Annotated in this window: 21 protein-coding genes; 18 read left to right on the top strand and 3 right to left on the bottom strand. The window is 66.6% G+C overall.

Features of this window, described 5'->3' with window-relative positions; translation table 11 throughout:
- The first annotated feature begins 17 nt into the window (after positions 1-17).
- The 7 genes from HNP60_RS05280 to HNP60_RS05310 all read left to right on the top strand — a co-directional run bounded on the left by HNP60_RS05280 (position 18) and on the right by HNP60_RS05310 (position 8,042).
- Positions 18-590 (top strand): invasion associated locus B family protein, encoded by a 573-nt coding sequence (locus tag HNP60_RS05280; RefSeq protein WP_184151076.1) that lies wholly within the window; start codon positions 18-20, stop codon positions 588-590.
- The gene (locus HNP60_RS05285) at positions 587-1,150 is read left to right on the top strand and encodes an invasion associated locus B family protein (RefSeq protein ID WP_184151079.1); all 564 of its coding nucleotides are present in this window, start codon (positions 587-589) and stop codon (positions 1,148-1,150) included. Before HNP60_RS05280 ends, HNP60_RS05285 begins: the two co-directional genes overlap by 4 nt.
- A gap of 28 nt (positions 1,151-1,178) precedes the next feature.
- Positions 1,179-1,769 carry a winged helix-turn-helix domain-containing protein gene (locus HNP60_RS05290; RefSeq protein WP_184151082.1) on the top strand — a complete coding sequence of 197 codons (591 nt, stop codon included), beginning with the start codon at positions 1,179-1,181 and terminating at the stop codon, positions 1,767-1,769.
- A gap of 146 nt (positions 1,770-1,915) precedes the next feature.
- Positions 1,916-4,735, top strand: a complete 2,820-nt coding sequence (locus HNP60_RS05295) for a TonB-dependent receptor (RefSeq protein ID WP_184151085.1) — start codon at positions 1,916-1,918, stop codon at positions 4,733-4,735.
- 64 nt (positions 4,736-4,799) lie between these two features.
- Complete coding sequence (locus HNP60_RS05300; protein ID WP_184151088.1) at positions 4,800-6,209, top strand: purple acid phosphatase family protein; 1,410 nt, start codon at positions 4,800-4,802, stop codon at positions 6,207-6,209.
- 29 nt (positions 6,210-6,238) lie between these two features.
- On the top strand, positions 6,239-7,312 hold the full coding sequence (locus HNP60_RS05305) for a phytase (RefSeq protein ID WP_184151091.1): 1,074 nt from the start codon (positions 6,239-6,241) through the stop codon (positions 7,310-7,312).
- Between the two features lie 133 nt (positions 7,313-7,445).
- Entirely contained in the window at positions 7,446-8,042 is a 597-nt protein-coding gene (locus HNP60_RS05310) for a hypothetical protein (RefSeq protein ID WP_184151094.1), read from the top strand.
- Positions 8,043-8,794: 752 nt separating this feature from the next.
- Here the strand turns inward: HNP60_RS05310 and HNP60_RS05315 are convergent.
- Positions 8,795-9,961 (bottom strand): PQQ-dependent sugar dehydrogenase, encoded by a 1,167-nt coding sequence (locus HNP60_RS05315; RefSeq protein WP_184151097.1) that lies wholly within the window; start codon positions 9,959-9,961, stop codon positions 8,795-8,797.
- Positions 9,962-10,179: 218 nt separating this feature from the next.
- Here HNP60_RS05315 and HNP60_RS05320 point away from each other — a divergent pair, with 218 nt between their 5' ends.
- From HNP60_RS05320 to HNP60_RS05365, 10 genes are all read left to right on the top strand, one after another.
- Entirely contained in the window at positions 10,180-10,449 is a 270-nt protein-coding gene (locus tag HNP60_RS05320; RefSeq protein WP_014075482.1) for a hypothetical protein, read from the top strand.
- A gap of 241 nt (positions 10,450-10,690) precedes the next feature.
- Positions 10,691-11,497, top strand: coding sequence for a TorF family putative porin (locus HNP60_RS05325; RefSeq protein ID WP_184050165.1), 807 nt, complete (start codon positions 10,691-10,693; stop codon positions 11,495-11,497).
- 232 nt (positions 11,498-11,729) lie between these two features.
- Positions 11,730-12,296 (top strand): ribosome maturation protein RimP, encoded by a 567-nt coding sequence (gene rimP / locus HNP60_RS05330; protein WP_184151100.1) that lies wholly within the window; start codon positions 11,730-11,732, stop codon positions 12,294-12,296.
- Positions 12,297-12,300: 4 nt separating this feature from the next.
- A complete protein-coding gene (gene nusA / locus HNP60_RS05335) occupies positions 12,301-13,905 on the top strand; it encodes a transcription termination factor NusA (protein ID WP_014075485.1) in 1,605 nt (534 codons plus the stop codon).
- On the top strand, positions 13,905-14,135 hold the full coding sequence (locus HNP60_RS05340) for a tautomerase family protein (RefSeq protein WP_014075486.1): 231 nt from the start codon (positions 13,905-13,907) through the stop codon (positions 14,133-14,135). Before nusA ends, HNP60_RS05340 begins: the two co-directional genes overlap by 1 nt.
- Before the next feature lie 138 nt (positions 14,136-14,273).
- Entirely contained in the window at positions 14,274-15,017 is a 744-nt protein-coding gene (locus HNP60_RS05345) for a DUF448 domain-containing protein (RefSeq protein ID WP_184151102.1), read from the top strand.
- Positions 15,010-17,595 carry a translation initiation factor IF-2 gene (gene infB / locus HNP60_RS05350; protein ID WP_184151105.1) on the top strand — a complete coding sequence of 862 codons (2,586 nt, stop codon included), beginning with the start codon at positions 15,010-15,012 and terminating at the stop codon, positions 17,593-17,595. The genes HNP60_RS05345 and infB overlap by 8 nt, the downstream gene beginning before the upstream one ends.
- 131 nt (positions 17,596-17,726) lie before the next feature.
- On the top strand, positions 17,727-18,110 hold the full coding sequence (rbfA, locus tag HNP60_RS05355) for a 30S ribosome-binding factor RbfA (RefSeq protein ID WP_184050153.1): 384 nt from the start codon (positions 17,727-17,729) through the stop codon (positions 18,108-18,110).
- A 316-nt stretch (positions 18,111-18,426) separates the two neighbouring features.
- Positions 18,427-19,005, top strand: a complete 579-nt coding sequence (locus HNP60_RS05360; protein ID WP_184151107.1) for a thymidine kinase — start codon at positions 18,427-18,429, stop codon at positions 19,003-19,005.
- 91 nt (positions 19,006-19,096) lie between these two features.
- Entirely contained in the window at positions 19,097-19,486 is a 390-nt protein-coding gene (locus HNP60_RS05365; RefSeq protein WP_184151110.1) for a DUF6491 family protein, read from the top strand.
- Between the two features lie 42 nt (positions 19,487-19,528).
- Here the strand turns inward: HNP60_RS05365 and HNP60_RS05370 are convergent, their stop codons facing one another.
- A complete protein-coding gene (locus tag HNP60_RS05370) occupies positions 19,529-20,101 on the bottom strand; it encodes a GNAT family N-acetyltransferase (protein WP_184151113.1) in 573 nt (190 codons plus the stop codon).
- Between the two features lie 10 nt (positions 20,102-20,111).
- The gene (locus tag HNP60_RS05375) at positions 20,112-21,095 is read right to left on the bottom strand and encodes an acyltransferase family protein (protein ID WP_184151117.1); all 984 of its coding nucleotides are present in this window, start codon (positions 21,093-21,095) and stop codon (positions 20,112-20,114) included.
- 384 nt (positions 21,096-21,479) lie between these two features.
- Here HNP60_RS05375 and HNP60_RS05380 point away from each other — a divergent pair, with 384 nt between their 5' ends.
- Positions 21,480-21,857 (top strand): DUF6491 family protein, encoded by a 378-nt coding sequence (locus HNP60_RS05380; protein ID WP_184151121.1) that lies wholly within the window; start codon positions 21,480-21,482, stop codon positions 21,855-21,857.
- Positions 21,858-21,875 lie beyond the last annotated feature (18 nt).

A 21,875-nucleotide genomic window follows, 5' to 3' on the forward strand; every position in this document is an offset into this window, starting at 1 on the left:
CACCCGGCAGGAGGCTCTTGCAGCCCGCGCTCGCGCTTCTTGCGTTCGGGTTGCTCCTTGCCCGACCGGTGCCGGCCCTCGCAGCGGACGCCCCTACCGTCGTGGCGGCCGTCCACGGTGACTGGTCGGTCCTCTGCTTCGCCGACCCCCGGGTCGTCCCGGCCTGCGAGATCGCACAGCTCGCGCGGAACCGTGGGGCCTCCGGCACTTATGTCGCTCAGTTCAGCCTCTCGTGCATGGGGGCGCACGGGCCGTGCGGCGTGCAGCTGCTTTTGCCGCCTGATGTCGATCCGGCGGAAAAGGTGCTGGTCGTCCTCAAGGAAGAAGGGCAGCCGCTCCTTGTCCCGGTCTCGGATTGCACGGCTGCGTCCTGCATGGCTGCCGGCTCGCTCCCTGCCGCCGTGCTCGATGGACTGGAAGCGTCGGCAGCCTGCCGGTTCGAATATCGGGACCGGCGCGGCAGCGCGCAGGCCATTCCGGTCAGCCTGAAGGGCTTCGAGGCGGCAATGGCCGAGATGCTGCTTCGCAATGGCGCGGGTGATGGCGTCAGTGATGCCGATGCCGATCAGCCTCTGGAGAAGAACCCATGAATCGATATTCTTCCATGTCCCTCGTCATGGCCGCAGCGATCCTGCTCCTTGCACCGGCGCAAGCCGCCGAGCCCGCGGAAAGCCGCGCGCAGCATGGCGACTGGACTCTCCTATGTTCGCCGCGGGACGGGTTGCCGCCTTGCGAGCTGGCGCAGGCAGTCACCGATCGGGCAGGGGGCAAGCCGGTCATGCGCCTGTCGATCGCTTATGGCGGCAGGGACGATCGCTATGGCGTCCAGTTCGAGGTGCCGACCGGCATCTTCGTGCAAGGCGACGTGCCGGTGCGTCTGGGCGAGGGGCAGCCTTTGCCCGGCTTCCGCGTCACCCGGTGCGAGGCGACGGGCTGCTTCATCGACCGGATCATGGCGCGAAAGGAGCTCGATCCTTTCTACGGCAGCGAGAAAGGCGCGATCGCGTTGAGGACCAGCGCTGGCGAACCGATGGTGATCCCGCTGTCCTTCAAGGGCTTCGCTGACGGGATGCGGGCGATGGAGGAGCGCAACCGGACCTGGGCGAAAGGCAAGGGTGGCAAGGCCGATGCCGCGCCGTCCCGGCCGTGATGCGCTTCCGTCCATCGGGAGGCGGGCCATGAGCGAGGAGATGACGCTGGAGGAAGAACTGCGCTATCATCAACTCGCCGAGCTGCTGCGTTGCGCGGCGGAGGCGGTTTCCACTGCGCGCAGTCTCCTCGAGCAGACCCGCTATGCGATCTCGCCTTTCGCCCTGGATGCCTTCGCGGCGACGGCCCCGCTGGAATCCTTCTCGACATTCCTCAAGCGGCAGCAGGAGGCGGCGGGCGCAGCACCGCCCGCCGGCCTGCCGCCTGCCATCCCGCCCCGGCCGAACGGAGCGTGGCGGGATGTGCTGTGGCACGGCCATGTGCCCGAGCGAATCTGCGAATGCCTGCCGCCCGTCGGCCTTGCCTGCGCGCGCGTGCTGCTCCGGCTGATGGAGGAACCGGGGCGCCCGGTGCCGGTCCGGGAGCTTGGCGCCGCCGCCGGAACGCGGTCGAGCTCCACGAGCGTCGTCAAGGTCTATATCTGCCGCCTTCGCAGCGCCCTGGCGCGGCAGGGCATTTCTCCAGCCGTGATCGAGACGGTCTCGCGCAGCTACAGGCTGCGGCCGGACGGGCTGGTGTCGCTCAGTCAGCTGCTCGCGGTGCGACGGCCGGCCGCCTGATCCGCGCCGGGCAGGCGCCGCTGGCGCCCCCGGCCCCGGAGAGCGATCGACGCGCCTCTGTCATCGTTCCGTCACGAAAATGGCGCGAGAGTGTAAAGAAGCCCTCCTAACGGCGCTCCCGAGAAGAAAATCCCAGGGGGCAGATTATGAAGACTCGGGTTGCAATGAAATTGGTGGCGGGCCTGCTGGCCGCGGCTTCGACCACCACCGTGGCACGCGCGGGCGAACTGGCCGGGCAGGTGCTGGATGCATCGGGCACGCGGGCGCTCCAGTCGGCGCGCGTTGTGATCGCCGAGATCAACCGGACGGTGGAGACGGCGCGTGACGGCAGTTTCCTCATTCCCGATCTGCCGGCCGGCACCTACACGGTGCAGGTCAGCTATGTCGGCGCGGAGACGAAGAGCGAGACGGTGACGGTGCCCGCGCAGGGGCGCGTGACGCTCAACTTCGGCCTGAGCGGCTATGGCCCGGATGACATCCTCGTGGTGGGGCAGGCGGCGAACCTCTCCAGCTCGCTTTCGCGCCAGCGCGCCGCCGATGGCGTCGAGAATGTGCTGACGCGCGACTCGATCGGCCAGTTCCCGGACCAGAATGTGGCGGAATCGCTGCGTCGCCTGCCGGGCCTCAATATCCTGAACGATCAGGGCGAGGGGCGGTTCGTCTCGGTGCGCGGGCTCGATCCGGAGCTGAACGCCGCGTCGATCAACGGCACGCGCGTCCCCGCGCCGGAGAGCGACGTGCGCTCGGTGGCGCTGGACGTCATCCCGAGCGAGCTGATCGAATCGATCGAGGTCAAGAAGACCCTGACGCCGGACATGGATGCTGACACCATCGGCGCGTCCATCGAGATCAACACGACCAGCGCTTTCGACCGCAAGAAGGACCTCTTCTCGGTGAAGCTGGAAGGCAGCTACAATGACTATGCCGACGCGCTGACGCCCAAGAGCAGCTTCGATTTCTCCAAGCGCCTCGGCGACAATTTCGGCATTGCCGGCGGCTTCAGCTACTACAAGCGCAAGTTCGAGACGGACAATATCGAGGCGGCGGACTGGACGGAGTCCGATGCCGGCGTCTATTATGCCGAGGAAGTCCAGTATCGCGATTATGACGTGGAGCGCGAGCGCATCGGCGGCTCGCTGAACCTGGACTGGCGCGTGAGCGACAGCACCAAGCTTTACGCGCGCGGCCTCTACAGCGAGTTCTCGGATCAGGAATATCGCGGCGACATCATCCTCATCATGGACGAGGAGCCGCGCGCCGGCACCGCGACGAGCGCGTCCTTCTCGGACGAGGACGGCCGCATCGAGGTCCGCCGCCGGATGAAGGATCGCTTCGAGAAGCAGCGCATCAAGTCGCTGACCATCGGCGGCGAGACCGAGGCCGGCCCGTGGAAGGCGGTCTATGCAGGGTCCTGGTCGGAGGCGTCGGAGCGGGAGAACGGGTCCGTCGATCCGACGCGGTTCCGCGCGCGCTTCGACGGCGACGGGGTGGGCGTGGATTTCGATTATTCCAACCCGCGCCGCCCGCTGTTCACGATCACCGGGGACACGGACCTCTTCAACGATCCCGAGGAATATGGCTTCAACGAGCTGGAGCACACGGTGCTCTCGGACTCGAAGGACCGCGAATATATGCTGAAGGGCGACCTTTCGCGCGTGTTCGCCTCGGCCGCCGGCTCGTTCACGGTACAGGGCGGCGTCAAGGCGCGCTGGCGCGAGAAGTCCTACGCCCTCCAGTCGGACGTCTATGACGATTATGACGGCGACTATACGCTGGCGGACGTTCTGGGGCGGCAGAGCTATCGCATTGCCGATCTGGGACCGCTCCCCAGCCACACCGGCCCGACCGATTTCTTCAATCGCAACCGCGCGAACTTCGAGCTGAACCAGGTCGATACCGACGTCGCGTCGAACGCGTCCGACTATTCGGTGAAGGAGGATGTCCTTGCCGCTTATCTTCTGGGTCGGTGGGACAGCGAGAAAGTGCGGGTGATCGGCGGCGTGCGCATGGAGCGCACATGGAACGACATCCGCGCCAAGCGCACGCAGATCGTGGCGGAAGGCGACGAATATGAGGGCGTGGAAGTCGAGGAAGACACGGTCTTCGTCACGCCCAACCGGTTCGAGCGCAGCTATACCGACTGGCTGCCCAGCCTGGCGCTGCGTTACGAGCCCTCGGACGGGCTGGTGCTGCGCCTGGGCGGCTACAAGAGCCTCGTGCGCCCCAAGCTCTCCAACCTCGCGCCCCGCATGGAGATCAATGAGGACCGCGAAGTGACCGTGGGCAATCCCGATCTGGCACCCTATCGCGCATGGAATATCGATGCCTCGGCGGAATGGTATTTCAGCAAGAATGCGGCGCTCACCGGCGGCTTCTTCTGGAAGTCGATCGACAATTTCGTGGTGGAGCAGCGCATCACCACGCCGGGGACCATCGATGGCGTGGCCTATACGGAACTGACGACCTACATCAATGGCGACACCGCCAAGGTGAAGGGTGTCGAGCTCTCCTACAACCAGCTCTTCACCTTCCTGCCCGCGCCGTTCGACGGCCTGCTGCTCAACCTCAATTACACCTATACCGACGCGACCGGCACGGTGCTGACCGATGGCGACATCGCCGATCCGCGCAACATTCCGCTGGCCGCCTCGGCACAGAACACGTTCAACATCGTGCTCGGCTACGAGAAGGGGCCGCTCTCGCTGCGTGCGGCGGGCACCTATCGCGACAAATATCTGGACGAACTGGGCGGCGAGGCGGAGCAGGATCGCTATGTCGACGAGCATTTCCAGCTCGACTTTTCCGCCAAGTATCGGCTCACGAAGAATGTCCGTCTGTTCGCGGAATGGATCAACGTGACCGACGCGCCCTATTTCGCCTATCAGAATTACGGCAATGCCAAGCGCATCCTGCAGTATGAGGCGTATAACTGGACCGCCAAGTTCGGCCTTACCGCCAGCTTCTGATCGCGCGAGAGACTGGCCGGCCGCGTCCCTTGCGCGGCCGGCAGTTCATTTTGGGAGGATGCCGATGTCACGATCCGGTCTTTCGTTCAGGCGGGTGTTTCTGCCGGCGCTGCTGCTGGGCGCATCCTTCGCGGCGCAGGCCGAAGCGCCGCTTCCCCGGTCCGCCGGCACGCCCTATGCGCCGCGCACCCTGCCGGACCGGATCGTGCTGACGCCGGGCGCGGACCCCAGCCGGGAAATGGCGGTCGCTTTCCGCACGGACCTGCTGCAGGGCACGGCCGAAGCCGAGATCGGGCCGGCCGTGGATGGCCCGACGCTGGGCGAAAAGGCCGTGCGCCTGACCGGCACCAGCCGCCGGATCGAGAGCAGCAATGGCCCCGCGCTTTATCATCAGCTGCGCTTCACGGGCCTGACACCGGACACCGCTTATGCCTATCGGGTGAAGGGCAGCGCGGGATGGAGCGAGTGGCTGCAATTCCACACCGCCGCGCAGGAGCCCCGGCCCTTCCGCTTCATGTATCTGGGCGATATCCAGAACGGCATCCTCACTTATGCTTCGCGCGTCATCCGGCAGGGCTTCCATGCGAATGGCGGCATCGCGCTGGTGCTTCATGCCGGCGATCTCGTCGCCCAGCGCGACGACCTCGATCATGACGATGAGTGGGGCGAGTGGAATCAGGCGGGCGGCTATAATTATGCCATCGTCCCGCAGGTGCCGGCCACCGGCAATCACGAATATGTCGACGTCCCGGCTGCCGAGGGCAAGGAAAGCCGCGCGCTCGGTCCTTACTGGCCGGTGCAGTTCGCGCTGCCGGGCAATGGCGCGGCGGGCGTGAAGGCGACCACCTATTTCATCGATTATCAGGGCGTGCGCTTCATCGTGCTGGATGGCACCTCGGCGATCGACCTTGGGACGATGGCGGCACAGACCCGCTGGCTGGATGAGACGCTCGCCAGCAGCAAGGCGCGCTGGAACGTGGTGCTGTTCCACCAGCCGGTGTTCACATGCGCGCGGCCGAACGACACGGCGCAGATCAAGGCCGCCTGGAAGCCGGTGTTCGATGCCCGCAAGGTGGATCTGGTCCTGCAGGGCCATGACCATTGCTACAGCCGGCTGACCAACGAGGCCGGCAGCGCTGCTGGCATCGCGGCACGCGCGGGCGGCGCGGTGCAGGGGCCGGTCTATCTGGTCTCGGTGACGGGCTCGAAAATGTACGGCCTCAACGATCGGGCAGCGACGCAGCCGGACAAGGTGGCCGAGGCGACCGAGCTCTACCAGATCGTGGATGTGGCCGGCGATCGCCTCAAATTCCGCACCTTCACGGCCTCGGGCAAGCTCTACGACGGGTTCGATCTGGAGCGCCGGGCCGATGGCAATCATCTGGTCGAGACCGACGAGCCGACGATCGCGCGGCGCACCTGCACCGGCAATGTCGGCCCGGACGGCGGCGCCTGCGTGGCGCGATCCAAATGAGGGACCATGACATGGGACGAGCTGCGCGCATGAGATACGGGGCCGGGATCGGCGGGGCGCTGCTGGCATCGCTGCTGACGCTTTCCGCCTGCGCGGAGCGGGAAATGCCGCTGGCGGCGCGCATCGCCAATGCGCTGCCTGCTGCCTCCGTCACCGCGCGCGGCGAGACCGAGCCGGTCGGCACCGCGAATGCCGATGCGGCGGACGATCCCGCGATCTGGCGCAATGCTGCCGATCCGGCCGCCAGCCTCATCGTCGGCACGGACAAGAAGGCCGGCCTCTATGTCTATGGGCTGGATGGCAAGCGCCGCGACTTTCTCGACGCAGGGCGCGTCAACAATGTCGACCTCAAGGACGGCGTCATGATCCGCGGCGCGCCCGGCGTGCTGGTGGTGGCGAGCGACCGCAACGACCCCGCGCAGGCGAAGCTGGCGCTGTTCCGGCTCGATACCGCGGCGGCGAAGCTGATCGCGCTCGGCACGCTCGATGGCGGCGCGGGCGAAGCCTATGGCATCTGCCTCGGGCGCGATGCCGCCGGTCTATCCGCCTTCATCGTGCTCAAGGACGGCACGATCAATCAGGTGATGATCGATGCCGCCGGTGCCGCGCCCACGGGGCGGATCGTGCGCACGATGAAGCTCGGCAGTCAGGCGGAAGGCTGCGCGGTCGATGATCGCACGGGCCGGCTCTATGTCGCGGAGGAGGATGTGGGGCTCTGGCGCTTCGGCGCGTCCCCCACGGCCCCCGTGGAGCCGGTGAAAGTCGCGGCGGCCGATGGCCGGCAGATCGTGGCGGATGCCGAAGGCGTCGCGCTTGTGCCGGAGGGGGATGAGGGCGGCTATGTCATCGTCTCCAGCCAGGGCGACAATGCCTATACGCTCTACAGCCTGCCGGACGAGCGCTATGTCGGCCGCTTCCGGATCGTGGACGGCACGGTTGGCGGCGCGCAGGAAACGGACGGCATCGAGTTCATGGCGGGCGATTTCGGCCCGGAATTTCCCGGCGGGCTGTTCATTGCGCAGGATGGCCCGAATGGCGCGCAGGCGCAGAATTTCAAGCTGGTGGCCTGGGCCGACATCGTGGCTGCGTTGGGGCTGGAATAGACGCGCCCACGGACCAGCCTCCGCACGGCATTCCCCGGGCCAGTTGCGCGCGCCGCTTGTGGTCCCCGGAAGCCTCATCCATCGCCGGAGGGAACGCGATTGCGCGGGCTCTGTCGCCTGCTAGGGTGGGCCGATGTCCAGATCGCTCCGCTGCCTCGCCACTCTCTCGCTTGCCGCCACGCTGTGCGTGCAGGCCGCCGCGCAGACCCCGGCGCCGGCGCAGGACCGCTTCCTTGCGTCCCTCGCGGCGCTGTGCGGCCATGCCTATGAGGGCAAAGTGACGAGCAGCGATGCGGCGGACGCGGACATGGCGGGCAGCAGGCTGGTCATGCATGTGCGCTCATGCACGGCCGACGAGGTGCGCGTGCCGTTCCATGTGGGCGAAGACCGCTCGCGGACCTGGGTGGTCAGCCGGACGCCCGCCGGGCTGCGGCTCAAGCACGATCATCGCCATGAGGACGGCAGCGAGGACAAGCTCACGCAATATGGCGGGGACACGGTGGCCCCGGGCACGGCGGAACGGCAGGAATTCCCCGCCGACGCCTATTCGCGCGCCGTGTTCATCGCTCAGGAGATTCCCCGCTCCGCCACCAATGTCTGGGCGATGGAGATCGCGCCCGGGCAGAGCTTCGTCTATGAACTGCGCCGTCCCGGGCGGCATTTCCGGGTCGAGTTCGACCTCACCCGGCCGGTCGCGCCGCCGCCGCCGCCGCCCTGGGGCGCGGAATAGACCGGCAGGGCGGACGTTTGATCAGCCCGGAATGTTAATCAATCCCGGCCCGGCGGTAGCGCGTCCTAGGGCACGTGGGCAAATTCCAGCCCGAATGAACGTCGGTTTTCAGAAGCCCTCGATGCGGAGCGAGCGGCAGGAATGGAGTGGGAAGCGGACATTTCCACTTTTCGTCATTCCCGCGCACGCGGGAATCCAGTTACACCCCGGCGCTCGTACGCGATGTCTCAGCTGGATTCCCGCGTGCGCGGGAATGACGATTTAAGGGCGAGGTGATGTCTCCTTTGTCCTTGTGTCCGAACTGTCAGCTATCGGGCCACCTTGCCAGCATCGCGGTGTCGGGGGGTGGTTACTTGACTCGATTGCCTCATCCTACTACTGGGCCGTTTATGAACAGCATCTCAAACCGCGCATATTATTATCCCGTCATTTGATGGGGTGTTTGCGTGCGCCCCGTTGTCGGGGTGATTGAGCGGTTTTCCTAAATGCCAGCCAGCTATCCTGACAAGCAACGCATGCGTTGCATTGGGAGGGTAAAGCCAATGGTTTTGGCAGCCGGTCTGTAAGACCGGTCCTTTGGGGAGTGGATCGTAACCACACCCTCCCACCAATTTATAACTGCGCACCCTCAATAGCTGACTTGGATAAACCACAGCGAGTCCGCAATGGCGTCGCATCCGGAAGATCTGATACGCGCTTGAATGCCCAGAGAGCGGGCGTCTTTATCGACTTCGGAATTTGTCCACGCGGCCTCAGCCTTTGGGTGTCAGCTTGAGCATCTTGCCGTTGGGGCCGTCCTGCAGCAGCCACAGCGCGCCGTCCGGCCCCACGCGCACATTGCGCAGGCGCATGCCCATCTTCCAGTGATCGGCCTTGGTCGCCTTCTCGCCATCGAGCGAGATGCGGGCCAGCGCCATGCCGGAGAGGCCGGTGATGAAGAGCGAGTTCTTCCAGGCGGGGAACAGGTCCGCGTCATAATAGGCCATGGACGCCGGCGCGAGCGACGGGTTCCAGTAGAGCTTGGGCTTCACGAAGCCGTCATCCTCGGTGTGATCGGGGATCGGGCGCTTGTCATAATGGTCGCCATAAGAGCGGACCGGCCAGCCATAATTGGCGCCCGGCTTCACCAGATTGAGCTCGTCGCCGCCGAGCGGGCCCATCTCGACTTCCCAGAGCCGCCCGTCGCGATCGAACGCGATGCCGGTGAGGTTGCGCTGGCCATAGGACCAGATCGCGGGATGGAAGCCCTTGTCCGCCAGCGGGTTGCCTGCCGCGGGCGTCCCATCCAGGTTGAGGCGCAGCACCTTGCCGAGCGTGGACTTGGGGTCCTGCGAGGGATCGAACTTCGCGCGCTCGCCATTGGTGAAGAACAGATATTTCCGGTCCGGCGAGAAGGCGATGCGGCCCGACCAGTGGGCGCCGCTCTCGATATAGGGCTCCGCGCGGAAGATCACTTTCATGTCCTTCAGCGCGGCCCCGGCCTCGTCCAGCGTCGCGGTGGCGAGCGCCGCGCCGTTGGTCTTGCCTTCGCCTGCCTCGGAATAGCTGAAGTAGATCTTGCGGCTGGTTGCGAAGTCGGGGGCCAGCACGATGTCCATCATCGCACCCTGACCGGCGCTGACCACCGGGGGCGTGCCGGACAGCGTCCGCTTGGCGCCGCTCGCCGGATCGAACAATATGATCGCGCCCTGCTTCTGCGTCACCAGGATCTTGCCGTCGGGCAGGAACGCCATCGACCAGGGCGAATCGAACGTGCCGACCTCCGTGATGGTGAAGGGCTGTTCGGTCTCTTTTCCGGCTGCCCCGTCGCCGGACGGCATGGCGTTCGTCTGCGCGTCGCCGGGGGTGGAGACGCCCGAGCAGGCAAGCAGCATGAGCGAGAAAGTGCAGGCGAGGCCGACGGTCTTGCGGGCATTCATGGCATCTGGTCTCCGAGCGATCGCGTTCTTGTTGGCCGGGACATAATCGCAAAGTCGGTGGCAGGGTAGGGTGCGAGCCGGAATTTCGGCTTGGCTGAGCTGGCACTTTGCCGGCCGCGTTGTCCAAAACCGCCGGGGAAATAATTTGTCACACAGCGGCGGAGATCGGGAAACAAACAAAGGGCACTCGCAGGGGATTAATTTTCCCGGAGGTATGCATGGTTTTCAGGTTCTGGCACGTCGCGCTGCTCGCCATCGCGCCCGCGTCTCTCGTTCCCGCGGCCCTCTCCGCGCAGCCCATCTCCTCGACGCGCGACAAGGTCTCCTTCCCCGCCAAGGCATCGGCCGAGCGTCCGTCGCGCGACAGCGATGGGTCTGCGGTCGCGAAGTGCCATCCCGATGCCACCAAGGCGCTGATGTGCAAGGCCGCTGCGCGGCTGAAGAAGGCGCAGGCCGCCCAGGACGCAGCGAGCCGGGACAGCCTCTGACCATCGCCCGGCCGGTCGCATCCGGCCGGCGAAAACCGACTGGTGCATGATTGCATCAGTGCCCGGCCCGATGACGCCGGCAATATTTTGTCACGATCTGGCAAACTATCGGACAGGTCGCCGATCTAATTTTCAGGCTCTCTGCAGTGACGGAGCACCGGCCCGCTTTCCGTAGCGTCCGAGATGCGAAGCCTGCAGGGCGCAGGATGGAACAGACACATCTTTCAAAGGGGTTTGTTCCATGAAAAAATATATGTTCGCCGTAGCGTTCGTCGCGACGAGCATGTCGCCCGCTTATGCGCAGGAAGAGCCGGAGGTTTCGGTTTCGGGTTCCGTCGCGCTGGTGAGCGATTACCGGTTCCGGGGCGTTTCGCAGACAGACGAAGGCATGGCCATTCAGGGTGGCTTCACCGTGTCTCACGCCAGCGGCGCCTATATCGGCACCTGGGGTTCGAACCTGGCGGGCTGGGGCACGTTCGGCGGGTCCAGCATGGAGCTGGACATCTATGCCGGCTATGCTTTCCCCGTCGGTGCGGCGACCATCGACGTCGGCGGCACCTGGTTCATGTATCCCAGCGGCGCTGACACCACCGACTTCTTCGAAGGCTATGTGAAGGTGAGCGGCGATCTCGGCCCGGTCTCCGGTCTGGTGGGCGTGGCTTATGCGCCTTCCCAGGAAGCGCTCGGCAACTGGTCGAACACGCCGCAGAGCGTCGTCGGCGACAAGGAGGACAATCTCTATCTGTGGGGCGACGTCTCGGCCGGCATCCCGCAGACTCCGCTGACGCTCAAGGCGCATCTCGGCTATTCGGACGGCAATCCCGGCCTTGGCCCGAACGGTACGAGCATCGCGCCGACCGGCACCTACTGGGACTGGATGCTCGGTGCTGACGTGGCGCTGGGCCCGGTGACGGTCGGCATCGCCTATATCGATACCAGCATCACCAACTCGGACCGGCAGTATATCCTCCCCGGCTTCGCCAATACGCGCGACGGCACGAACATCGCCGCCGGCAAGGTGATCGGCTCGATCAGCGTATCCTTCTGAAAAACAACGGAGCGCGGCGGCCTGCCTGCCGCGCTCCTCTTCCCGGGCGGGGCCGTCATGTCCCGGTGCCGCAAAAGCCCTCGCCGGCGACGCGACGGCTTGCCTTCCGGGGCGACTCCGCCTATATGCGCTCTGCTTTCCTGACATCGTCAAGAGGTTGGGGCCGGCTCCGCGAGGAACCGGCGACGAAGCTGCTTGGTTTTTTCGCCCGATCGCGGGCAGCGGAGCATGAATGTCGGACGTCGACCAGACTGTCGAAGCGCAGATCGCGCAGATCGTGGAGCCGGAGGCAAAGGCCCTCGGTTTCGATCTCGTGCGCGTGCTGCTGTTCGGCAAGGGCGACGATCGCACGCTCCAGATCATGGCCGAGCGGCCGGACACGCGCCAGCTCACCATCGATGATTGCGCCGACCTTTCCCGCCGCGTCTCGGACCGGCTGGACGCGCTGGAAGAAGAAGGGCGCGACCCGATCGAGGGCGGCTATCGGCTGGAAGTCAGTTCGCCGGGCATCGACCGTCCGCTCACGCGGCTGAAGGATTATGTCGACTGGGCGGGCCATGAGGCGCGCGCCCATTTCGTCGAGCCGATCGAGGGCGGGCGCAAGCAGGTCAAGGCGGTGATCGCGGGCGTGGACGGGGAAACCGTCCTGTTCGACGATCCCAAGTCCGGGCGCATCGCCATCCCCTTTTCCATCATCGCGAGCGCCAAGCTGATACTGACGGACGCGCTGATTTCTGCTACTGTGCCGCTCTCGACCGAGGGGGCGGACGACATCGTTACCCAGGAACAGGAAGACTGACCCCATGGCCAACGTTATCTCCGCCAACAAGGCCGAACTGATCGCCATCGCCAATTCCGTGGCGAGCGAGAAGATGATCGACAAGGCGATCGTCATCGAGGCCATGGAGGACGCGATCCAGCGCTCGGCGCGGGCACGCTACGGCGCGGAGAACGACATCCGCGCCAAGCTCGATCCCGAGACCGGCGACCTGCGCCTGTGGCGCGTCGTCGAGGTGGTCGAGGCGGTGGACGACTATTTCAAGCAGGTCGATCTCAAGGCTGCGCAGAAGCTGCAGCCGGGCGCCGTGGTGGGTGACTTCATCGTCGATCCGCTTCCGCCGGTCGACCTCGGGCGCATCGACGCGCAGAGCGCCAAGCAGGTGATCTTCCAGAAGGTCCGCGATGCCGAGCGCGAGCGCCAGTATAACGAGTTCAAGGACCGCGCCGGCGAGATCATCACCGGCGTCGTCAAGTCCGTCGAGTTCGGCCATGTGGTGGTCAATCTCGGCCGTGCCGAGGGCGTCATCCGCCGCGACCAGCAGATCCCGCGCGAAGTCGTCCGCGTCGGCGATCGCGTGCGCGCGCTGATCCTCAGCGTCCGCCGCGAGAATCGCGGGCCGCAGATCTTCCTCAGCCGCGCGCATCCCGACTTCATGAAGAAGCTGTTCGCGCAGGAAGTGCCCGAAATCTACGACGGCATCATCGAGATCAAGGCCGCCGCCCGCGATCCGGGCTCGCGCGCCAAGATCGGCGTCATCAGCCATGACGGCTCCATCGATCCGGTCGGCGCCTGCGTCGGCATGAAGGGCAGCCGCGTGCAGGCCGTCGTGCAGGAAATGCAGGGCGAGAAGATCGACATCATCCCCTGGAGCGAGGACACGGCGACCTTCGTCGTCAATGCGCTGCAGCCCGCCACCGTCAGCCGCGTCGTCATCGACGAGGACGAGGAGCGGATCGAGGTCGTGGTGCCGGACGATCAGCTCAGCCTCGCCATCGGCCGTCGCGGCCAGAATGTCCGTCTCGCCAGCCAGCTCACCGCCAAGGCGATCGACATCATGACCGAGGCGGACGCGAGCGAGAAACGCCAGCGCGAGTTCATCCAGCGGTCCGAGATGTTCCAGAACGAGCTGGACGTGGACGAGACCCTGTCCCAGCTGCTGGTGGCCGAAGGCTTCACCGAGCTGGAGGAAGTCGCTTATGTCGGCCTCGACGAGCTGGCCTCGATCGAGGGCTTCGACGACGAGCTGGCCGAGGAGCTGCAGAGCCGCGCGCAGGAAGCGCTCGAGCGCCGCGAAGCCGCTGCCCGCGAGGAGCGCCGCGCGCTCGGCGTGGAGGATGCGCTGGCCGAGATCCCGCACCTCACCGAGGCCATGCTGGTGACGCTCGGCAAGGCCGGGATCAAGACGCTCGACGATCTCGCCGACCTGGCGACCGACGAGCTCGTGACAAAGAAGCGCGTCGATCCGCGCCGTCGTCGCGACAACAACGACGACAAGGGCGGCGTGCTCGCCGAATATGGCCTGTCCGAAGAGCAGGGCAACGAGATCATCATGGCCGCGCGCGCGCACTGGTTCACCGATGAAGAGCCCGCCGCCGAGGAAAGCGCCGATCAGACAGGGGGTGATTGATGCCCTATGTGAAGATCGAAGTCATCGAAGGCATCAGCCGGGAGCAGAAAGCAGGGCTCGTCGCGGATGTGACGCGCTCGCTCGTCGACCGTCTCGGCAAGCGGCCCGAGCAGGTCTTCGTCGTCATTCAGGAAGTGTCGGCGGACGACTGGGGCTATGCCGGTGCGCTGATCTCCGAGCGGACGACACCGCGAAGGGAGGACGCCAGTGCTGCGGTTCCCTCCCAATGAGAGGCTAGCTCTCCCAATCAGTGCCAGGGTTTCCGCGCTCGCCATGTGCGTGCGCGACTCCGCGTCGCCCGCGAGTCTCCGGGCTGGCGCCCTTGCGCCTGTCGCTGCCGGGCCGGCCGAAGTCGGGGAGGCGCGCGCATGAGCGAGCGGCGTTGCATTCTCTCGGGCGATCATGCCGAGCCCGCCCTGCTGATCCGGCTGGCGATCTCGCCGGACGGATTCGTGCTGCCGGACGTGCGCGCCCGTGCCCCCGGGCGCGGTGCGTGGATCGGCGTGACTCGCACGCAACTGGAAGAGGCCATGGCCAAGGGGCGGCTGCGCGGCGCGCTGGCCCGCGCCTTCAAGGGCGCGGCGCTGGAGATCCCGGCGGACCTGCCCGCACGGATCGACGATGCCCTGCGCGCGGAGCTTCTCGCGCGGCTGGGACTGGAGGCGCGGGCCTCCAACCTGTTGACCGGCTTCGAGAAGATCGACGTCGCGGCGCGACGCGGGCAGGTGCGGATGCTGTTCCATGCCGCCGATGCGGGCGGCGATGGCGCGCGCAAGCTGGACCAGGCCTGGCGTGTGGGCGAGGAGCGGGAAGGCGAGCTTTTCGCCGGAGAGCGCTTGCCGGTGGACCGCGAGGCCCTATCTATGGCATTGGGGCGTCACAATGTCGTACATGTCGCAGTGACGAACGCGACCGCAGCAGATCGTATCGGCGGCCTGCTCGGCCGCTGGCAAAGCTATCTGGGATACGCTAACGCGGCGCCGGACTCCGGTTCGGCTGACCGCGCTCATATGGATCATGGGCCGCAGAGCGGCGTGAAGACGAACGATGCGGACGGCGCCGCTGCGCCGGGCCGGACGGACAATGAAGGGTTAGATTGCGTCGATGAGTGACAATAGGGAAGACAAGCCGACCTTGGGCCGCAAGCCGCTTGGGCTGAAGCGGACGGTCGAGGCCGGTCAGGTTCAGCAGAGCTTCAGCCATGGCCGCAAGAACACGGTCGTGGTCGAGGTGAAGCGCCGTCGCGTCATCGGCAAGCCCGGTGAGGCGGAAGGCGCGCGCCCTGCGCCTGCGCCCGAGCCGGCCGCGGCACCCCCGCCGCCGCCCCGCCCGCAGGCACCTCGTCCCGCCGCGCCGCCGCCGCCGCGGCAGTCCAGCACCGACAGCCTGCTGACCCGTCAGGAGATGCAGGCCAAGCTGCTCCGCGAGGCCGAGGAAGCGCGCATGACCGCGCTCGAGGAAGCGCGTCGCCGCGAGGAAGCCGAGCGGCTGGCCGCCAGCGAGGAAGAGAAGCGCCGCGCCGAGGAAAATCGCCGCGCCGAGGAAGAAGCCGAGCGTGCGCGCCAGGCGGCTGCCGAGAGCAAGGCGGCCGAGCCCGAGACGCCGGCGACTCCCGCCGACGCGCCGGCAGCGGCGACGACACCGGCAGCGGCCTCCGCGCCCGACCAGCAGGCGCCTGCCGCGAGTGGCACGGCTCAGCAGGAAGAGCGCCCCGCCGCGCGGCGTTTCACGCCCGTGGCCGCGCCCAAGCGCCCCGAGCCGCCCAAGCAGGACCGCAACAAGCGTGGCGACGATCGTCGTCAGGCCGGCAAGCTCACTGTCAATCGCGCGCTGGCCGATGACGACAGCGCGCGGGCCCGCAGCCTGGCCGCGCTCCGCCGCGCCCGCGAGAAGGAACGCCGCGCCCACACGCCCGGCAATTCCCAGCCGCGCGAGAAGCAGAGCCGCGACGTGATCGTCCCCGAGGCGATCACCGTGCAGGAACTGGCGAACCGCATGGCCGAGAAGGGCGCGGACCTCGTCAAGTCCCTGTTCAAGCTGGGCATGATGGTCACGGTCAACCAGACCATCGATCAGGATACCGCCGAACTGCTGGTCGAGGAATTCGGCCACCGCATCCAGCGCGTGTCCGACTCCGACATCGAGATCGATACGGCAGGCGATATCGATGCGCCCGAGACGCTCCAGCCGCGTCCGCCCGTGGTCACGATCATGGGCCATGTCGACCACGGCAAGACCAGCCTGCTCGATGCGCTGCGCGGCACGGATGTGGTCGCTGGCGAAGCCGGCGGCATCACGCAGCATATCGGCGCCTATCAGGTGAAGACCAAGGGCGGCGACATCATCACCTTCCTGGATACGCCCGGCCACGAGGCGTTCACGGAAATGCGCGCACGCGGTGCCAATGTGACGGATATCGTCATCCTGGTCGTCGCGGCCGATGACGGGCTGATGCCGCAGACCATCGAGGCGATCAACCACACCAAGGCGGCCGGCGTGCCGATGATCGTCGCGATCAACAAGGTCGACAAGCATGATGCCAATCCGCAGCGCATTCGCGAACGCCTGCTGGAGCATGAAGTCATCGTCGAGGAAATGGGCGGCGACACGCAGGACGTGGAAGTCTCCGCGCTCAAGAAGACCGGCCTCGATGACCTGATCGACAAGATCATGCTGCAGGCCGAGCTGCTCGAGCTCAAGGCCAACCCGGACCGGCCCGCCGAGGGCACGGTCGTCGAGGCGCAGCTCGACAAGGGCCGCGGCCCGGTCGCGACGATCCTGGTCGGCCGCGGCACGCTCAAGGTCGGCGACATCTTCGTCGTCGGCGAGCAGAGCGGCAAGGTCCGCGCGATGGTGAACGACAAGGGCCAGCAGGTGAAGGAAGCCGGGCCGTCCAGCCCTGTCGAGGTGCTGGGCCTCTCCGGCGTCCCGATGGCGGGCGACCAGCTCTCCGTCGTGGAGAATGAGGCGCGTGCCCGCGAAGTGGCGGCCTATCGTCAGGAGCTTGCCCTGCGCAAGCGCACGACGGCGGCGCCGACCAGCTTCGAGCACATGTTCTCGGCGCTCAACACGCAGGTCATCGAATATCCCGTGGTGGTGAAGGGTGACGTGCAGGGCACGGTCGAGGCGATCATCAGCGCGCTCAACCGCGCGTCGACCGACGAGATCAAGGTGCGCGTCCTGCATTCGGGCGTCGGCGCGATCACGGAAAGCGACGTGACGCTGGCGGCGGCCTCCAGGGCGCCACTGATCGGCTTCAACGTCCGCCCCAATGCCAAGGCGCGCACGCTCGCCGAGCGGGACAAGGTGTCGCTGCGCTATTATGACGTGATTTACGACCTCATCGAGGAAGTGAAGAGCGAGATGTCCGGCCAGCTCGCGCCGGAGCGCATCGAGACGGTCATCGGCAAGGCCGAGGTCCTGCAGGTCTTCCCGGCCGGCAAGAAGGACAAGGCAGCCGGCCTGCTCGTTCTGGACGGCGTCATCCGCAAGGGCATCAATGCCCGCCTCACGCGCGACGACGTCATCGTCTCGGCCACGACCATCGCGTCGCTCCGCCGGTTCAAGGACGATGTGTCGGAAGTGCGCGCGGGCATGGAGTGCGGCGCCGTGCTGCACGACACGAACGACATCAAGGCCGGCGACATGCTGGAGCTGTTCGAGGTCGAGGAGCGCGCGCGCGTCCTTTGAGCTTGTCGCTCCGGCCAGTGGGGACGGGCAGCGCGATTCGCGCCCGCCTGTCCCCGGGCAGGTGCATGCGGCGCTTCGCCGTCGCGGGTTGAAGTCGTCCGGCGCGATCGCGCCTTGAGGGAGTCTATGCGATGAGCGGTTCGGGTGAACCCTCCGTCCGTCTGCTGCGAGTGGGCGAACAGGTGCGTCATGTGCTGGCGGATATCCTCCAGCGCGGCGACGTGCATGACGATGTGCTCGCGAGCCATGTGGTGAGCGTGACGGAAGTGCGCATGTCGCCGGACCTGCGCCATGCCACCGTGTTCGTGAAGCCGCTGCTGGGCCGGGACGAGGAGGTGGTGCTGAAGGCGCTGCGCACCAACACCGCCTTTTTCCAGCGGGAAGTCGCCAAGCGCGTGAAGACCAAATTCGCCGCGAAGCTGAAATTCCTCAGCGACGAGAGCTTCGAGGAAGGCAGTCACATCGACGCCATCCTGCGCTCCCCCGCCGTCGCGCGCGATCTCGACGAGGACTGAGAGCGGCGACCTCCCCTCTCCCAACCCTCTCCCCTGAAGGGGAGAGGGCTACGGCCCCTCCCCACAACAATTCAGCCATGGCGCTCGCTATCAAGACGACTTCGGTAGCGGACTCCTGGCCAAGCCGGAATGTGTCCGCGCCGCCTGGGCGGTCGGGCGCCGGGGTCAGGATGACGCTGCGCTCACGCCGGGGTACGGCCATGCCGGCAATCGCCAGAAGAGTTTTGCGGGGAAAGCCCTCGGGCTTTTCGATCTGACCGGGCGCTGCGTGGGATTGCGCTGGCGTCGTGCGCAGGCGCGGATATAGCGGGCAGTCATGGCCAAGCTCTACTTTTACTACGCCTCCATGAATGCCGGAAAATCGACCACGCTGCTGCAGGCCGATTTCAATTATCGCGAGCGGGGCATGGCCACGATGCTGTGGACCGCGAAGGTCGACACGCGGGATCGGGCGGGCTGGATCACCTCGCGGATCGGGCTGGCCGAGCGGGCGCGCATCTTTGATGTCTGGACCGATCTTCTGGCGGAGATTTCCGCGCGGATGGCGGAAGGCCCGCTCGCCTGCGTCCTCGTCGATGAAGCGCAGTTCCTGACGCGCGGGCAGGTGCTGGCCCTTGCGCGGGTGTGCGACGAACTGGGCGTGCCGGTGCTGTGCTATGGGCTGCGCACCGATTTCCAGGGCGAATTGTTCGAGGGGTCTGCCGCCTTGCTCGGCCTTGCGGACACGCTGGTGGAGCTCAAGGCGGTCTGCGAGTGCGGCGCGAAGGCGACGATGAACCTGCGGATCGACGCGGCGGGCCAGCCGGTGAGCGAAGGCGCGCAGACGGCGATCGGCGGCAACGAGCGCTATCTCGCGCTGTGCCGCAAGCATTTCATGGCGCGGCTTGGCGGATGAGCGCGTCCGTGCGGTTCATGGTTGCTTCAGGCAGCGCATGGCACGAGTGGTCGCTGAAGATGCGCACCGTGGCAGGAAGAGGAAAGCGGGAATGGCCCTGACCAATCGATACAGCTTTGCCTTCGCCCTTGCGACGCTCGGTTTCGTGGCGAGCGGCGGCGTGCAGGGGCTCGCGCAGGTGGCTGCCTCGCAGGAGAGCGCGAAGAGCGCGGAAGTCTCCATTCCCTTCATCAACCATGGCGGCGTGCGGGACTGGCAGGCGGTGGGCGACGACAAGCTCTATATTCAGGACAGCGGCGGCAAATGGTATCTCGCCACGCTGGCAGCGCCATCGCCTGACCTTGCGTTCGCGACGGCCATCGGTTTCGAGACCAAGGGCGCAGACCGGCTCGACAGGTTCGGCACGCTGGTGATCGCGGGCAACCGCTATCCGCTGGCCTCGCTGGTGGCGAGTTCGCCCCCGCCGCCCCGCAAGAAATAGTCCGCCGCCCGCCTTCGGGCAGGGCGTGAACCGTCCGCGTCCTCAGCGGCCCGGCGCGCTCTCCCAGTCTTCCCGCAGCAGCGAGAACAGCATCGTGTCGCGCACATGGCCGGTCCAGGTGATGCGTTCCGCGCGCAGCATGCCTTCCGGCTGCGCGCCGATCTTGCGCACGGCGGCCTGGCTGCGCGTGTTGCGCGCGTCGATCCGGAACTCGATGCGCCGGATCCCGCTGGCAAAGGCATGGTCGATCATCAGCCGCTTCATCGTCCCGTTGAGGGCGGTGCCGCGCTCCTCGGGCATGATGTAGCTGTTGCCGATCTCGAGCGTCTGGGCGCTTTCCTCGATGCGCAGATAGGCCGTCATGCCGACCAGGCTCTCCTCCCGGAGCACCGCGAAGGGCAGGCGGCTGCGATTGGCCATCAGCGCATCGAAGCTCGTATCGAACGCGGCGGGGCCATAATTGGTCGGGTAGATCTGCCAGATCTCGCTGTCGGCGGCGCAGGCGGCGCGCAGCGCATCGCGATGGGCCGGCGTCAGCGGCGTGAGCGTGACCGCGCCCGCGTGGAGCGGCACCAGCAGCCGGTCGCGCAGGGGAAGAGGGTTCGTCGTCATCATCGTCGCTCTTTCAGGCCAGGGCAGGGCGCGAGGGCGCGCGGAACAGGGGCAAAGGCGCGAAGCCGGCCAGACCTGCCAGCCCGAGCCGGCGCGCCACCAGATCGGCGAGCAGGGGCAGGGCGATGGCGGCGGCAAGGCTGATCGTCACGGCGATGGGCACCGGCAGTCCCGGCGCGGCATGGCCGAGCAGGATGCGCGTGCCTGCGCCCGCGATTACATGAAGCAGGTAGATCGGGAGGCTGTGCCGGCCGAGCATCGCCAGCAGGGCGCCCACGCCGCCCGATCGCGCGGCGAGGCTACCACCGACATAGGCCGCATAGCATCCCGCCAGCATCAGCGGAAAAGCGCTGGCATAGCCGAGCTGCCGTCCGTTCACCGTCGCTGTCCATGCGCCAACGCCGATGGCGAGCAGGCAGAGCGCGCCCGCGATCAGGTTCGACGGCGGGTGCTGGCCGCTCTGCCGCAGCCAGGCGCCGATGAAGATGAAGGGGAAATAAGAGAGGAAATAGCCGCCCACGCCGGTGCCGTGGAGGCCGAGGCACAAGGCGGTCGCGCCCAGCAGCAGGGCCGGCGTCCGCAGCAGGCCGATGAGCGCGGTGCCCGCCATCAGCGCGAGCAGGAACCAGAAATGCTGGATGGGCTCGACCGGGATCCGCATCAGCGCCTGCCAGTCCATGGCGCTGTTCACTTGTCCGGCAAAAGCGGTGGAAAGCAGCCAGCTCACCACCGACCAGAGCAGATAGGCATGATAGAGCGAGGCCTGCCGCCGCAGCTGGAAGCGCCATCCGTCCGCGCGCGGGAAGGAGAGATAGCCCGCGATCAGGAAGAAGCTCTGCACATGGAAGCCATAAGCCAGCGTGTCGGCGAAGCGCAGCGGGACAGTCTCGGTCAGCAGCCCCGCCGAGGAATAGCCGCGCGTGACATGGAACAGCACCACCGCGAGAATGGCGATCCCTTTCGTGCAGTCGAGCGCGATATCCCGCTTCTGGTCCATGGCGAGCCCTGTTTCCCGTGTTTTCCGGGGCTTGGACGAGGGGGCGGCGGCTTGGCAAGCCCCTTTCACCCAAGGCTGATCGCCATCCAGCGCTGGCGGTCTGCAAATGGCGCTTTCCCGGGCTTCCGGTGCTCACGTACCTTGAGTACGCTGCGCTCCGGGTCCCGAGAAATCACCATTTTCGCCACGCCATCATCTGAATGTCGATCAACCTTGGCCCGGCAAAACGGGGGAGCGCGTGGCGGCGGCCCTCTCTCGTGCAGGAACGTCGCAAGATGTCGCGTACGCTTCCCAAAGTGTCGCTGGCCCTTGCGGCGCGTGGTTCCGCGCCTGATCTCGCTGGTCCGGAATCGGAAAGCATGATCCCGGCACAGGAGAAAGGCCATGAAGTTCGCTCAGTCTCTCGCGCCGCTTGCCGTGCTGGCACTGACGGCATCCCCGGCGCTCGCCACCACCAGCCCCGCGCCCGCGCCCGCGCGCAGCGCGTCCATCCCGTTCGCCAACATCAATGGCGTGCGCAACTGGGTGGCCCAGGGCAACCAGACGATCTATTTCCAGAACAATGGACGCCGCTGGTATCGCGCCGTCCTGTTCGCGCCCTCGACCGACCTGCCGTTCGCGACGCGGATCGGCATCGACTCCCGTCCGCTCGGCACGCTCGACAAGTGGGGCGCGGTCATCGTCCATGGGCAGCGCTATCCGTTCCAGTCCTTCGAGCAGGTCGACGGCCCGCCCGCGAAGGCGTCCGGCAAGAAGGGATAGGCCGCGCGGAGGGAAGGG

The organism is Sphingobium lignivorans, assembly GCF_014203955.1.
In the GTDB taxonomy this organism is placed as follows: domain Bacteria; phylum Pseudomonadota; class Alphaproteobacteria; order Sphingomonadales; family Sphingomonadaceae; genus Sphingobium; species Sphingobium lignivorans.

Coding starts and splice junctions, on each gene's coding strand:
- HNP60_RS05285 (WP_184151079.1), top strand. CDS start 587: ATGAATCGATATTCTTCCATGTCCCTCGTCATGGCCGCAGCGATCCTG.
- HNP60_RS05290 (WP_184151082.1), top strand. CDS start 1,179: ATGAGCGAGGAGATGACGCTGGAGGAAGAACTGCGCTATCATCAACTC.
- HNP60_RS05295 (WP_184151085.1), top strand. CDS start 1,916: ATGAAGACTCGGGTTGCAATGAAATTGGTGGCGGGCCTGCTGGCCGCG.
- HNP60_RS05300 (WP_184151088.1), top strand. CDS start 4,800: ATGTCACGATCCGGTCTTTCGTTCAGGCGGGTGTTTCTGCCGGCGCTG.
- HNP60_RS05305 (WP_184151091.1), top strand. CDS start 6,239: ATGAGATACGGGGCCGGGATCGGCGGGGCGCTGCTGGCATCGCTGCTG.
- HNP60_RS05310 (WP_184151094.1), top strand. CDS start 7,446: ATGTCCAGATCGCTCCGCTGCCTCGCCACTCTCTCGCTTGCCGCCACG.
- HNP60_RS05315 (WP_184151097.1), bottom strand. CDS start 9,961: ATGAATGCCCGCAAGACCGTCGGCCTCGCCTGCACTTTCTCGCTCATG.
- HNP60_RS05320 (WP_014075482.1), top strand. CDS start 10,180: ATGGTTTTCAGGTTCTGGCACGTCGCGCTGCTCGCCATCGCGCCCGCG.
- HNP60_RS05325 (WP_184050165.1), top strand. CDS start 10,691: ATGAAAAAATATATGTTCGCCGTAGCGTTCGTCGCGACGAGCATGTCG.
- rimP (WP_184151100.1), top strand. CDS start 11,730: ATGTCGGACGTCGACCAGACTGTCGAAGCGCAGATCGCGCAGATCGTG.
- nusA (WP_014075485.1), top strand. CDS start 12,301: ATGGCCAACGTTATCTCCGCCAACAAGGCCGAACTGATCGCCATCGCC.
- HNP60_RS05340 (WP_014075486.1), top strand. CDS start 13,905: ATGCCCTATGTGAAGATCGAAGTCATCGAAGGCATCAGCCGGGAGCAG.
- HNP60_RS05345 (WP_184151102.1), top strand. CDS start 14,274: ATGAGCGAGCGGCGTTGCATTCTCTCGGGCGATCATGCCGAGCCCGCC.
- infB (WP_184151105.1), top strand. CDS start 15,010: ATGAGTGACAATAGGGAAGACAAGCCGACCTTGGGCCGCAAGCCGCTT.
- rbfA (WP_184050153.1), top strand. CDS start 17,727: ATGAGCGGTTCGGGTGAACCCTCCGTCCGTCTGCTGCGAGTGGGCGAA.
- HNP60_RS05360 (WP_184151107.1), top strand. CDS start 18,427: ATGGCCAAGCTCTACTTTTACTACGCCTCCATGAATGCCGGAAAATCG.
- HNP60_RS05365 (WP_184151110.1), top strand. CDS start 19,097: ATGGCCCTGACCAATCGATACAGCTTTGCCTTCGCCCTTGCGACGCTC.
- HNP60_RS05370 (WP_184151113.1), bottom strand. CDS start 20,101: ATGATGACGACGAACCCTCTTCCCCTGCGCGACCGGCTGCTGGTGCCG.
- HNP60_RS05375 (WP_184151117.1), bottom strand. CDS start 21,095: ATGGACCAGAAGCGGGATATCGCGCTCGACTGCACGAAAGGGATCGCC.
- HNP60_RS05380 (WP_184151121.1), top strand. CDS start 21,480: ATGAAGTTCGCTCAGTCTCTCGCGCCGCTTGCCGTGCTGGCACTGACG.